10 protein-coding genes and 3 pseudogenes are annotated in these 13272 nt (G+C 69.0%); 10 read left to right on the forward strand and 3 right to left on the reverse strand.

Translation table 11 applies throughout. The annotated features are described in order from the left end of the window. Positions 1–494: 494 nt before the first annotated feature. Positions 495–746: pseudogene (locus ACFZCP_RS15890) on the reverse strand (transposase); the annotation flags it as partial. 693 nt (positions 747–1439) lie between these two features. Here ACFZCP_RS15890 and ACFZCP_RS15895 point away from each other — a divergent pair. Continuing rightward, positions 1440–1682 (forward strand): annotated as a pseudogene (locus ACFZCP_RS15895) (IS5/IS1182 family transposase); the annotation flags it as partial. Positions 1683–1719: 37 nt separating this feature from the next. On the opposite strand, the gene ACFZCP_RS15900 reads toward ACFZCP_RS15895, so the two are convergent. After that, positions 1720–2409 (reverse strand): TetR/AcrR family transcriptional regulator C-terminal domain-containing protein, encoded by a 690-nt coding sequence (locus tag ACFZCP_RS15900; RefSeq protein WP_391427619.1) that lies wholly within the window; start codon positions 2407–2409, stop codon positions 1720–1722. Positions 2410–2478: 69 nt separating this feature from the next. Here ACFZCP_RS15900 and ACFZCP_RS15905 point away from each other — a divergent pair, with 69 nt between their 5' ends. The 4 genes from ACFZCP_RS15905 to ACFZCP_RS15920 all read left to right on the forward strand — a co-directional run bounded on the left by ACFZCP_RS15905 (position 2479) and on the right by ACFZCP_RS15920 (position 6890). Continuing rightward, the gene (locus ACFZCP_RS15905; protein WP_391427620.1) at positions 2479–3330 is read left to right on the forward strand and encodes a hypothetical protein; all 852 of its coding nucleotides are present in this window, start codon (positions 2479–2481) and stop codon (positions 3328–3330) included. 60 nt (positions 3331–3390) lie between these two features. Then, positions 3391–4902: a serine hydrolase gene (locus tag ACFZCP_RS15910; RefSeq protein ID WP_391427621.1), complete on the forward strand. Its 1512-nt coding sequence runs from the start codon at positions 3391–3393 to the stop codon at positions 4900–4902. A 44-nt stretch (positions 4903–4946) separates the two neighbouring features. Then, on the forward strand, positions 4947–5822 hold the full coding sequence (locus ACFZCP_RS15915; protein ID WP_391427622.1) for an IS5 family transposase: 876 nt from the start codon (positions 4947–4949) through the stop codon (positions 5820–5822). Positions 5823–6008: 186 nt separating this feature from the next. Continuing rightward, positions 6009–6890 carry a GNAT family N-acetyltransferase gene (locus ACFZCP_RS15920; protein WP_391427623.1) on the forward strand — a complete coding sequence of 294 codons (882 nt, stop codon included), beginning with the start codon at positions 6009–6011 and terminating at the stop codon, positions 6888–6890. Between the two features lie 518 nt (positions 6891–7408). Here the strand turns inward: ACFZCP_RS15920 and ACFZCP_RS15925 are convergent. Continuing rightward, a pseudogene (locus ACFZCP_RS15925) lies at positions 7409–8649 on the reverse strand (IS701 family transposase). Between the two features lie 126 nt (positions 8650–8775). Here ACFZCP_RS15925 and ACFZCP_RS15930 point away from each other — a divergent pair. The 5 genes from ACFZCP_RS15930 to ACFZCP_RS15950 all read left to right on the forward strand — a co-directional run bounded on the left by ACFZCP_RS15930 (position 8776) and on the right by ACFZCP_RS15950 (position 13159). Then, entirely contained in the window at positions 8776–9594 is an 819-nt protein-coding gene (locus ACFZCP_RS15930; RefSeq protein WP_391427624.1) for a tyrosine-type recombinase/integrase, read from the forward strand. A gap of 309 nt (positions 9595–9903) precedes the next feature. Further along, complete coding sequence (pcaC, locus tag ACFZCP_RS15935; RefSeq protein WP_391427625.1) at positions 9904–11193, forward strand: 4-carboxymuconolactone decarboxylase; 1290 nt, start codon at positions 9904–9906, stop codon at positions 11191–11193. 37 nt (positions 11194–11230) lie between these two features. Then, the gene (locus tag ACFZCP_RS15940) at positions 11231–11866 is read left to right on the forward strand and encodes an MBL fold metallo-hydrolase (RefSeq protein ID WP_362683218.1); all 636 of its coding nucleotides are present in this window, start codon (positions 11231–11233) and stop codon (positions 11864–11866) included. A gap of 42 nt (positions 11867–11908) precedes the next feature. Continuing rightward, positions 11909–12688, forward strand: a complete 780-nt coding sequence (locus ACFZCP_RS15945; protein ID WP_362683215.1) for an exodeoxyribonuclease III — start codon at positions 11909–11911, stop codon at positions 12686–12688. Positions 12689–12703: 15 nt separating this feature from the next. Continuing rightward, a complete protein-coding gene (locus ACFZCP_RS15950; protein WP_391427626.1) occupies positions 12704–13159 on the forward strand; it encodes a DUF6278 family protein in 456 nt (151 codons plus the stop codon). The last annotated feature ends 113 nt before the right edge of the window (positions 13160–13272 follow it).

The raw sequence follows: 13272 nt of genomic DNA on the forward strand, positions 1-13272 counted from the left end.
GCACAAGTGCCGGTCCGCCACCTCAGTAGCCGTTCGTGGCACCAGCTCACCCCACGGGCCTCGGTCTATCCGGGAACTCAGACGGCTCGGGCTTCGCAAGAGGTCACCATGCAGCGGGCTCGCACCACCAACACCAACGAGCGATCTAGGTGTAGGTGTTGACGCTCGACGGGCCTGGGCGGCGCCGATCTATCTGTAGGCATCGTGGCCAGGCGACCTTGAGGCATGCGCCCAGGTCCGACGAACATCAACATCCGCACTGTGGTGACGGCCGAAAAGGCGCCGAACGCCGCGCGGTCTACAGTGAGGCGTCAAAGCCCGGCGTGATTCAGGCATCCGCTCGGCGCCCACCAGGCCGTCACCACAAGCCGCAGGGCTGCCCGCCGCTCTCTGCTGAGACTCCGAATGTCCGGGTGTGCCCAGGCACGGCGGCCCTGCTGTTCGAACAGTCCGGAGTTCCAGCACTGGCCCGTTCCGTCCTTACGCGGGGATTAGGCGACCTTGCAGCCGGCGTCCCGGGCGACGGTCAGGGGCAGGGCTCCGATGGAGGCGGGCTGGTCCACGATCACCAATACGGTGCCGAACTTTGCGGCCAGCTTGTCGAAGACGGCCCGCAGTTTCGGCTCGCTGTTGGGCAGCTGCTTGTCGAAGACTTTCTTGCCGGCCGGGGTGAGTCCGTGCCCGTGATGGGCGCTCTTGCCGACGTCCAGACCGAGGAAGACGCCCACGTCGTCGATGTCGTCCAACCCATCCTCCCGAACGGGGTTTGTGCGGTGCTGGCCAGAGCGTTGGCGTCGTATGTGCGCATCCACGTTATGCAGACCTGCCGCCCGCAAGCGGCCGGGCATTGCACCGGGCCAGGCGGTAGTCGGACCTCTCGTCAGCGTCTCCAACGGCGCCTCTCGGGCCCGGTGGCACCACCCCCCAGGTCATCGGTTCGACAGGGGGGACCAGCCATGCCGGGCCCGGAGGCCAGCGGTCCTCTTGCAGGACCGCGGAAAACATAACGGGGGGCTCATGGGGGCAGCCCCATGTGGCGAAGTTGCCTCCGAGTTCGCCCCCGGCTCACGCGGTTGGTGACTCTGCTCCTGACCGGGGCCGCGGCGGCTTCGAACGGTGAGGCGTAGAAGCTCCGGAAGCAGTGGAGAGTACAGCCCATCGTCGTGGGCCGGGTGAGATTCACATGCCGGTGCCTGTAATGCCCAGTATTTCTCTTGTGGCGTCCTCACGATTCTGACCGCCCGATGAAGCAGAGGGCGGGTGACGTACACGGCAGACGAGGGCTGTGGCCTTCACGGGCGCGGATGCACCCGAGGCGAGGGAGCGTGCCCCATGGGTCCTTGCGTGATTGCGATTGGTCCGGTTCGCGTGTGACGTGACGTCATGTCCCTTGGCGAACCTGTGAAGCAGCGCAGGCACGGCCTCGATGATCATGTGGGGGTGCGAGACTCGGCATCGATGTCGACGTCGTCCCCCGCAATGCCCAGATCAAGGGCTACTCCGTCCTGCCCGGGCGATGGGTCGTGGAACGAAGTCTCGGATGGATCATGATGCACCGCCGACGCGCCCGCGACTACGAAACCAAACCCGAACACTCCGAGAGCATGATCCGCCTCGCAGCGGTCTCCACCCTCGCCAAACGCGCAACCGGCGAAACCACCCCCACTTGGCCGGACGCATAAACCGCAACTACCCACTAACTACACGTCCTCTGACAAATCACCGCTGGCTCCCCCCGTCCGGTTCTTCGGCCGGCGCTCCTTCGGACGGCGGCCCCTCGGACGGTGGCCGGATCAGCGTCTCGATGCCGGCGCAGAGCAGGTCGAGGCTGCGGGTGAACTTCTCGTCCGGCTCGTGCGCGGCCGCGGCGGCCACCGTCCAGGGGAAGCTTTGGTGGAGGGCGGCGACGTCCTCGGCGGTGACCGGCACCGCGGGTGGATCGCTCTGTTCCTGGAGCACGTAGCCGGTGACGTGGCTGAGCACGGTGTCGGCGGCGGTGCCGCAGTGCTCCGGGGGCACGCCGGCCTCGGCGAGGGTGGCGAGCAGCCGTTCCATCAGCGAGAGCGCGCCGGGGCTGAGGGTCTTCGGGCTGCCGGCGAGCATGATCGCCCCGCCGGGGTGCTGCCGGATGCTCTGCCGCAGGGCGACGGCCTGCGCCGTGACCCGCGCCGGCCAGCCTGCCTGCGCGGGCAGGCTGGCCAGGGCGGCGGTGCCGGCCTCGTACGCCTGCCGGGCCACCCGGTCGGCCATCAGCTGGAGCAGCGCGGCCTTGCTGGGCACGTGGTAGTAGAGGCTGCCGGCGTGCACGTCGAGCCGGTCCGCGACCTGGCGCACGGAGAAGCCGTGGTAGCCGGTCTGGGCGAACACCGCCATCCCCGCGTCGATGATCAGGTCTGCGGTCAGCTTCACGGCCGCAGTCTAGCGACCGGCGCTAACTTTCAAACACTGTTTGAAAGTTCCCCCTGTGGCGCTAATGTCATGATCAGCAAAATTGCACACGGCTCGGAGGGGGCGGTGACGATGGACATCCTGCTGTTCAACGTGACCACGGCGGCACTGATGGTGCTGATGTTCAACGGCGGTCTGGCCCTGGTCGGCCAGAGCACACTGGGTCGGCGGCGGATCCCCTGGGCGGCCGTCGGCCTGACCGGGCTCGCGCTCGCCGGGGTGGCTCTCCAGCTCTGCTGGTCGGGGGCGATGGGCGCGCTCGACGCGGACCCGTCGGAGTCCGGCTGGTGGCGCGTGGTCACCTCGGTCTTCATGCAGAACGGCGGCTTCGGCGGGGCCGCCTGGAACATCGCCACTCTTGCCGCCGTCGCGGCCTTCGCCGACTGGTTCTGGGGTGCACCGCTGACGCTCGGCCTGTTCGCCGCGGGCATCCTGCTGCCGGAGCAGATCGACAAGCTGTGGGGCCAGACCTCCCACAGCACCGACCCCCGCAACTTCGCCGGCAGCTCCGGCGCCACCTACTTCCTGGGCGCGACGCTGGCCGCGGCCCTGCTGCTGCGCGGCGGCGCCGACGAGAACTCCGGCAAGGCTGCCGGCCAGGGTGCGGAGCAGGGCTCCGACGACGAGGCCGCGAGCCGCGGCAAGGCCGTCCGCAAGAACCGGCTGCTCGCGCTCGGCGTGCCGGTGCTCGGGCTGGCGATGTGGTTCGCGCAGGAGAACGGGCACGGGCTGGTCTCCGGCTACGGCTTCGCCCTCGGCGCACTCGCCTGGGCCGTGTTCCGCACCGTCCTGCACCCGGACCGCGACCTCCGGCAGCCGCCGCGCACGACGGTCGCCTCGCTGACCGGGCTCGTCGGCCGGCGGACCCGCAGCGCCGACTAGCCGACAGGCCCCCGCCCCACCCCACTCGCGCCATTGCACCGTGACCACGAGGGAGACAGCATGTCGGAAAACCTGCGCCGGGAAGTGTCGAAGCTCGTCGACCAGGAGGTGGCCAAGATCCTGGAACAGACCGACCGCGACGTGGCCCGTACGGTCAACCGTGCGCTGGGCGTGAGCGACGGCGCCCCGGCGTTCGACACCGCCCGCTGGCAGGCCCGGCTCGGCGAGCTCCTCGCCGCTCACCACGTCCCCGGCGCCGCCCTGGCCGTGCTCGCCGACGGCGAGATCCACGAAGTGGCCGCCGGCGTCCTGCACACCGGCACCGGCGTCACGGTGACCCCGGACTCCGTGTTCCAGATCGGCTCCGTCAGCAAGGGCTACACCGCGGCCATGGTGGTCCTGCTCGCCGACGCCGGGAAGCTGGACCTCGATGCGCCGGTCGCGGACGTCCTGCCGGACTTCGCGGTCGCCGACGCCGGGGCCACCCGGACCATCACGCCGCGTCAACTGCTCAACCACACCAGCGGCATTGAGGGCGACTACGTCAACGACACCGGCCGGGGCGACGACTGCCTGGCCCGCTACATCGAGGGCGCGCGGACCGTCGGCCTGACCAACCCGCCCGGCGTCACCATGTCGTACTCCAGCACCGCCTACAACGTCCTCGGCCGGATCGTCGAGGTGGTCACCGGCCAGACCTGGGACGAGGCGCTCAAGGAGCTGCTCCTCGCCCCGCTCGGCCTGGAGCACACCATGACCCTGCCCGAGGAGGTGCTGCGCTTCCGCGCCGCCATGGGGCACATGGGCGAGCCGGGCGAGACCCCCGTCCCGACCCCCCTCTGGAACATGCTGCCGCGCTCGGCCGGCCCGTACGGCGGGATCAGCGCGACCGCCGCCGACGTGGCCCGGTTCGCCCGGGCCTTCGTGGACGGTGGCGCCGCGCCGGACGGCACCCGGGTGCTGCCGGCCGCCGTGGTCGACGCGATGCTGACCCGCGAGGTCGAGATGCCCGACCAGTGGTTCCTCGGCGCCCACTGGGGCCTGGGCTGGGGCCTGTTCGAGTGGGACGGCGCGCGCGGCTTCGGCCACGACGGCAGCACCTTCGGCCAGCTCGCCTACCTGCGCGCCATCCCGGAGAAGGGCCTCGCCATCGCCCTGCTGACCAACGGCGGCGGCGCCGCGCCCAAGGTCTTCGAGACGCTCTGCCGCGAGCTCTGCGCCGAACTCGCCGGGGTCACCATGCCCGGGTTCGCGCCGGCCACCGAACCCCTGGCCGTGGAGACGGAGCCGTTCCTCGGCAGCTACAAGCGCGAGGGCTTCCTCATGACCATCGCCGACGGCGACGGCGGCCCGGGGACACTGCGGCTGAGGTACGAGGGCGCGGACGGGCTGGCGGGCACCTTCGACCCGCTGGTCTGGCACCTGACCCCGGTCTCGCACACGCCGGCGAAGACGGTGTTCGCCGGCCGCCGCAACGAGAAGGACGCCTGGATACCCGTCGTGTTCTACGCCCTCGCCGACGGCAGCCGGTACGTCCACTTCGGCGTCCGGGCGACGGCCAAGTCCGCCTAGGCCGATGTCGAAAGTCGATCTTAGGCGATGAATGATCACGGTTCATGGCGCGGGGAGATCTCACGGACGAACAGTGGGCGATGTTGGAGCCGTTGCTGCCGAAGGGGACGAGGGCGGGGCGGCCGCCCGTCTGGTCCCGGCGGCATCTGATCGACGGGATACGGTTCCGGATCCGGACAGGGGTTCCATGGCGGGACGTGCCCATCGAGTACGGGCCGTGGGGTCGAATCTACGATCTGTTCCGCCGATGGCAGCGGGACGGCACCTGGCACCGGGTCCTCACTCAGCTCCAAGCCCTGGCCGATGCGCGGGGTGCGATCGTGTGGGACCTGAGCGTCGACTCCACGGTGTGCCGCGCCCATCAGCATGCGGCTGGGGCACGGAAGCAGGGTGACCTGCAGAAGGAACCGCCGGGCGGCCTCTTCACCGAGCCTGCTGATCATGGCCTGGGACGCTCGCGCGGTGGATTCACCACCAAGCTCCATCTGGCAGTCGAGCAGGGTCAGAAGCCCATGTCGATCGTGGTGACGGCCGGGCAGCGCGGGGACTCTCCGCAGTTCGAACCCGTGCTGGAGAAGGTCCGCGTACCCCGCATCGGGCCGGGCCGGCCGCGTGTCCGTCCCGATCGAGTACGCGCTGACAAGGCGTACGCCTCCCGCAAGAACCGCACCTACCTGCGCAAACGCGGCATTCGCTGCACCATCCCGGACAAGGCCGACCAGGCCCTCCACCGGAAGAAGCGCGGCTCGCGCGGCGGCCGTCCGCCGAAGTTCGACAAGGTCGACTATCGGTGCCGGCACGCGGTCGAGTGCGGCATCAATCGCCTCAAGCGCCATCGGGCCGTGGCCACGAGGTACGACAAGCTGGCGGTCCGCTACGAGGCAACCGTGCTGGTCGCGGCCATCAACGAATGGCTGTGACCGCACCTCGCACCGGTCTTTCGTTAACCCTTTGCCGAGGAGCCGATGGCCAGCTAAGTTCTCCCAGCCGCCCGATGTTGTTCGGGACCGGCGCTGTCGACGAGGAGGTGTGGAGCACATGCGCAGGAGTGCCCAGGTGTTGAGTCCGCGTACTGACCTTTGCCACTTCCTCACGACGGAGACACCTTGTCGTCTCGTATCACCCCGCTGACCGACCCCGCTCACGGCGCGAACAGCCAGCGACTTGCATGGTTGGCGTCTGACGCCGATTCCATCCCCATCGGAACCGCCTTTCTGCGCCTGTTCAACAGCCCCGAACAGGAACATCTGGCCGAACTGACCCTCCAGGTCCATCCGGCGGAGCGACGCCGGCACATCGGCTCGCAGCTCCTCGACGCCGCCGTGGCCGCCGCCCGGGACGACGTCCGCCGCTGCGTCATCGCACAGGCCGAGGCCGGATCGCCGGGCGACCACTTCCTGCCCGCGCACGACTTCCGGAAGGTCCTCACGCTGAGGTTCTCCCGCTTGCCGCTGGCCGACGCGGACACCAGCGCCCTCGCCCGCATCATCGAGCGCCCGCACCCCGGGTACCGGCTGACGTCATGGCACGGAACCGTGCCCGACGACCTCGCCGAGACGTTCGCCGCCTCACGTCGCGCCATGGACGACATGCCCATGGACGACACCGACTACGGCATCGTCGCCTGGGACGTGGACCGGGTCCGTGCCGCGGCGAAGGCCGTCGAACAGCGCGGCGACCACCTACACACCGTCGCCGCCGTCGACACCTCCGACGACTCGATCGCCGGCTTCACCGAGCTGGTCGTCCCCGGCAACGGCACAGGTGACGCCCAGCACTACGGCACCGGCGTGCTGCCCGAGCACCGTGGACACGGCCTTGGCCGATGGATGAAGGCCGAGTCGATCCGACACGCCCATGGGCGCTATCCGAACCTTGGCGGCCTCCTGACCGACACCGCCGACAGCAACACGCACATGAGACAGATCAACGACAGTCTCGGCTACTCGCCCACGCACACGACACATCAGTACCAACTCGACCTCTAACAGCGGACGGACGGGCCGGACCTGAACGTCACATTGTCCGGCCCGTCCATGCTTTCGATACACGGCCTAATGGCCTCTGCTTCTTTCCATCGGAGGTGCGTTGATCGCCTCACTCCAATGTGTATGCCTGTTCGATGTCCGCCTCCCGCGTGTTCGATGCGTCGCGTGGGGTGATCGTGCAAGCGACGGGGCACTGGGGTAGGCGGCGGGCGCTGCCGGGTGGCTCCCGAAGAACGCCAGGCCGTATCCCGTCCTCGATTGCAGAGTCGCGGATTCGTTGACGGGCAGCGAGTTCGATGGAGCGAGTCGTAAGTCCTTGCAGGCATACATCTGAGGAGCGGCTGGGTAGTGGTACGAACGACGCGGCACCTACCGCGTCGGCTGGCTTCCGGACGTCCGAACGATCGTCGTAAATTGCAAGCGATTTGTTGCCGAAAAAATGCGAACGTGCGTCAGGAAGGTGCCGCTAGCACAGGTATACGCGCCATGCCGAAACGCGTAGGTGCTTAGTACTCCAGTCAGAAATCGTGTCCTGAGCTGGTTCTTCTTCGGTAGTGGCAGCGGCGGGCGATGGCTTGGTGGTGTCTGCGCCAGTGGGACCAGTTCAGTGTGTGGAGTCGTCGGTCCTGGTGGGGTCTGGGGTGGGGCAGGAGAGTGTCCAGCAGGCGCCGGATCTCTGCCACGGTGAGGGGGATGAGGCTGGTGGTGTCGTTTCTGCCGCCCCCTTTGCGGTGTCCTGGGCCCGGGCTGCGAGGACTGCGAGGAAGGCGTGGGCGAGCATGGACAGGGTGATGTGGCGGTACCAGCCCACGTAGCGTCGGACTTCGTATTCGTCCAGGCCGCATTGGTTCTTCGCGGCCTGGAAACATTCCTCGACGGCCCAGCGTGAGCCGGCGACGCGGGCCAGTTCGGCGATCTCGACGCCGACGGGTGCGTAGGCGAGGTAGTAGGCGAGCTCGCTGGGGTCGGACAGGCTGCGTCGGGCCATCACCCAGCGGTCATGGGTGGGTGGGTCCGGGTCGAAGATGATGTTGGCGGGCAGTTTGGCCGCGGCCCAGTCATAGACACGTGGGCCCTTGGCCCCGTCACCGCAGGACAGCCGCTGCCAGGCGTCGTCGGGTGCTTCCTCGATGAGCTGGTCGATGCGCCAGATGCCGGCCAGGGACTTGATCTGCTGGGACTTCGGCACCGCCACGACATAGCCGACGTCGAGTTGCTCGAGCAGGCGGCGGAAGGACCAGTCCTGTCCGTAAGCCTCATCGGCGGTCACCCAGGCAGCGGGCAGACCCGCGGCGATGCAGCGGAGGACCAGGCCCCTGGCCAGCTCGCCCTTGGTCGCGAAAGTGCGCTCGTCGGGGATCTTCGCTTCCCGGCACCGTTCTCGATCCTTGGTCCAGCACTTGGGCAGGTAGAGCTCGCGGTCGACCAGGGCTCTGCCATGGTCGGTGGCGTAGGCCGCGAAGACTCCGATCTGGCAGTTGTCGATCTTTCCGGACGTGCCGGTGTACTGTCTCGACACTCCGGCCGACGTGGTGCCCTTCTTGATGAATCCGGTGTCATCGATGATCAGCACTCCGCCCGGACCCAGCCGTTCGCCGACGTACTGCCTCAGGTCGTCTCGAACGGCATCGGCGTCCCAGCGGGCACCGTTCAACAGATGCTGCAGCCCAGCAGGGTCGCGATGTCCTGCGTACTCGGCCAGTTGCCAGCCGTTCTTGCGGCCCACCGGCGCCAGCAGGCCACGGACGTAGTCCCGCATCCGCCACCGCAGGTCAGCCCGCCCGAACCGGGGCGGTGGAGCCGTAGCGGACGGTGTAGCCCATTCGCCTAGACCCCTATTGGCGGAGGCGGCGCAGTGTAGATATTTCCCATGCATTCAAGGAGAGTGAGCATTCTGTCCGATCCCATCAAGAAACTTCCTCCGAACTCGAAGGGGAAGGTTAGATACCGGTTTGTTGTCGACGTCGGGGTCGACCCTGAAACCGGGAAGCGTAAGCACCCGGTTCAGCACAGCGGTGTATCCGCGCAGGTGCTCGGGGATGACGACGAGGAACGGAAGAATAAGGAAGAGGTGCAGCCCTGGAACGTCCAGGAGGTTCAGAAGTTCATCCATGGCATCAGGGGAGAACGCCTCTACGCTGCGCTTCTGCTTTCTCTAATGGGGCTCCGACCAGCTGAAGTCTGCGGCCTTCGTTGGGAAGATGTTGACTTGGAAAACGCCACCATCGTCATTGCCAATACGCGCACGATGATGGGCAACCGGTACGTGGTGGAGAAGGACACCAAGTCTCTTGCGGGCGAGCGGGATTTGCCGCTGCCGACTCCGGTGCTGGCCGCCCTCAAGGCATTCAGGGCTCTCCAGGCCGAGGAGAGGCTCGCTCTGGGGGAGGCGTACGTGGTGTCCGGCTATGTGCTGGTGCACGAGACCGGAGAAGCCTTCACGATCAAGCAACTTCGTCGGCGTGCGTACCGACTTATGGAGCTTCTCGGCCTCCGTCGTGTCAGGCTCTACGACGCCCGCTCGTCGTGCTTCACCTTCCTGGCCAACAACGGCGTGCCGGACCACATCCTCGCGCGATGGGCCGGGCATACGAACGTAAAGACGACCAAGAGGTGGTATATCAAGCCGGATGTAGAGGACCTCCGCGGAGCCGCCACCACATGGGACGGCCTGCACGGAGGTGCGGCGGAGGGGCAAGCGTGAGCCACGCGTTCCACCAGCCGAGCGACTTGCCGAGCCGTATGGCCAACAGGATTGAGGCGGATTCGGAGTGCGGCTGCCGCTTGTCGACCGATAGCCATGACCGGGAGGGCCCATCCGGCTACGGCCAAGTCTCCTACCGGGAACGCGCCCGCAGGGTCCGCTGTCGACGCGGTCATGAGTACACGCCGGAGAACACATACCTGGACGCCCAAGGGTTCCGGCTCCGGACCTGCCGACGCGAGAGGGCTAAGGTCCGCTAGGTTCACCCCGGCGATGTGACATCTCGTGACAGATGAGAGGCTCGGGCGGGTGAGCGAGACACCACCGAACACCCTGCAATACCGCCTCGACGGGCCGGAGGACGCCCCCGTCCTGATCCTGGGTCCCTCACTGGGCACGACCTGGCACATGTGGGACCGCCAGGTCCCCGAACTGTCGAAGTTGTGGCGCATCTTCCGGTTCGACCTGCCGGGGCACGGCGGCGCCCCCGCCCACCCCGGCGGCGCGGTCGCCGAACTGTCGGCCCGGCTGCTGGCCACGCTGGACGCGCTCGGCATCCAGCGCTTCGGTTACGCCGGCTGCGCGCTGGGCGGCGCGATCGGCATCGAACTGGCACTGCGTCACCCGGAGCGCCTCGCCTCGCTCGCCCTGGTCGCCGCCTCGCCCCGGTTCGGCACCGCCGACGAGTTCCGCCAGCGCGGGGTGATCGTCCGGACCAACGGCCTCGACCCGATCGCCCGTACCGCCCCCGACCGCTGGTTCACAGGCGGTTTTGCCGCCGCCCAGCCCGCGATCACCGAGTGGGCGGTGCAGATGGTGCGCACCACCGACCCGGGCTGCTACATAGCCGCCTGCGAGGCCCTCGCCGGATTCGACGTCCGGCCCGAGCTGGGCCGGGTGGGCGTGCCGACCCTGGTGCTGGTCGGCTCCGACGACCAGGTCACCGGCCCGGCCGAGGCCCGCACCCTGGTCGCCGGGATACCGGATGCGCGGCTCGCGGTCGTGCCCGGCGCCTCCCACCTGGTGCCGGTCGAGCAGCCGGCCGCCGTGACCGACCTGCTGGTGCGGCACTTCTCCACCGCCTGGCAGCAGCCCTTCGACACAGGCCAGACGGCTCTGCCGGCCGTGCCCGTGAACCCGGCCCTCGCCCCGCCGCCGCAGGTGCTGCCCGTAGCCGAGATCGCCCCGGCCGTCGTGCCGCCCCGGCCTCCCGGCCCGCAGGACCGGTACGAGACCGGGCTGAAGATCCGCCGCGAGGTGCTGGGCGACGCGCACGTCGACCGGGCCCTGGCCCGGGCGGACGACTTCTCCGGCGACTTCCAGGAGTTCGTCACCCGCTACGCCTGGGGAGAGATCTGGGACCGGCCGGGGCTGGACCGCCGTACCCGCAGCTGTGTCACGCTCACCGCGCTGGTCGCCGGAGGCCACCTGGACCAGCTGGCCTCCCACACCCGCGCCGGGCTGCGCAACGGCCTCACCCCGGACGAGATCAGGGAAGTGCTGCTCCAGGCCGCCGTGTACTGCGGTGTCCCCGCGGCGAGCAGTGCGTTCGAGGTCGCCCAGCAGGTCATCCGCGAGGAGACCACACCCGCCGGGTGACACTCCCGGGCGGCCGCAGGCGGCAGGATGGGGAGACATGAAGCTCACCAAGAAGTCCCACGCCTGCGTCCGCCTCGGCAAGGACGGCCGGACGCTCGTCATCGACCCCGGAGGGTTCAGCGAGCAGGACGCGGCGGTCGGCGCGGACGCGATCCTGGTCACGCACGAGCACCCGGACCACTTCGACGAGGGACGGCTGCGGGCCGCGCTGGAGGCGAACCCGGCCGCCGAGATCTGGACCCTGAAGTCCGTCGCGGAGCAGATCACGGCCGCCTTCCCCGGCCGCGTGCACACCGTGGGCCACGGCGACACCTTCACGGCCGCGGGGTTCGACGTCCAGGTCCACGGCGAGCTGCACGCGGTGATCCATCCGGACATCCCGCGCATCACCAACGTCGGTTACCTGATCGACGGCGGCAGGGTCTTCCACCCCGGCGACGCCCTCACCGTCCCGGACCACCCGGTGGAGACCCTGATGCTTCCGGTGATGGCACCCTGGAACAAGATCGCCGAGGTCATCGACTACGTCCGCGAGGTCGCGCCGCAGCGTGCCTACGACGTCCACGACGCGCTGCTCACCGACCTGGCCCGCCCGATCTACGACCGCCAGATCGGCGCCCTGGGCGGCACGGACCACCTGCGGCTCGCCCCCGGAGGGACGGCGGAGCTCTGAGCCGGAGCCGGGTTGTCACACCCGCCGGGTAGGTTGTGAAGCATGCGCATCGCCACCTGGAACGTGAACTCGATCACCGCCCGCCTCCCGAGACTGCTCGCCTGGCTGGAGAGCAGCGGCACCGACGTGCTCTGCCTCCAGGAGGCCAAGGTCGCCGAGGAGCAGTTCCCGGTGGACCAGCTGCGCGAGCTGGGCTACGAGTCGGCGGTCCACGCGACCGGCCGGTGGAACGGCGTGGCGGTGATCTCCCGCGTCGGCCTGGAGGACATCGTCAAGGGCCTGCCCGGCGACCCGGGCTACGACGGCGCGACGGAGCCGCGCGCCGTCTCGGCGACCTGCGGCCCGGTCCGCGTCTGGTCGGTGTACGTGCCCAACGGCCGCGAAGTGGACCACCCGCACTACGCCTACAAGCTCCAGTGGTTCGATGCCCTGAAGGCCGCCGTCGCCGCCGACGCGTCCGGCAGCCGCCCCTTCGCGGTCCTGGGCGACTACAACGTGGCGCCGACGGACGACGACGTCTACGACGTGGCCGCCTTCGAGGGCCTCACCCACGTAACCCCCGCCGAGCGCGCCGCGCTCACCTCCCTGCGCGAGACGGGCCTGACCGACGTCGTCCCGCGGCCCCTGAAGTACGACCACCCGTTCACGTACTGGGACTACCGCCAGCTCTGCTTCCCGAAGAACCGCGGCATGCGCATCGACCTGGTGTACGGCAACGCGCCGTTCGCGGGGGCCGTCAAGGACGCCTACGTCGACCGCGAGGAGCGCAAGGGCAAGGGCGCATCCGATCACGCTCCGGTGGTGGTCGACCTCGACGTGTGATGCCACGCTGGGTCCATGAACATTCCGTTCCTGGGCCACCGGCACAAGAAGAGCGGTGACGAGGGGGGTGCCCCCGCACGAGCCCGTTCGGGTGCGGGGGAGCTCCCGGCCGACCCCGAGGGGATCGCCGGGCTCCTGTCCGAGTGCGAACTGCTGCGCTCGCAGGCGGCCCGGGCCGGCGTCCGGCTCGACGACACACCGGCCTCCCTGGAGGCCCTGGACCAGCTGGTGCCGCGCTGGCGCGACGACGCGGAGACCCTGCCCTGGCTGGGCAACGACGCCGGGCTGTACCTGGGCACGGTCGTCGTACGCACCGTACCCGGCGCCCTCTGGAGGATCCGGTCCGACGGCGAGCCCGTCGTGCGGCTGGCCTCCGGCCGCGAGGTCGAGGTCGTGGAGCCCGGCCGGGCGTGGGCCGCGAGCGGTGTCCCCGAGCTGTCGCAGCTGTATGCGGAGGTCGCGGAGGCCTGATGTCTCGACAGATAAAGGCGCGATAAATACGGCTATTGCCCGAAAAGTGCGTGTCGTCCCTCAAGCCCGGTCGCGTCTGGATAGTTTGCGGCAACCACGACACGGCAGAGAGT

The sequence above is a fragment of the Streptomyces sp. NPDC007971 genome, assembly GCF_042958635.1.
Taxonomy (GTDB): domain Bacteria; phylum Actinomycetota; class Actinomycetes; order Streptomycetales; family Streptomycetaceae; genus Streptomyces.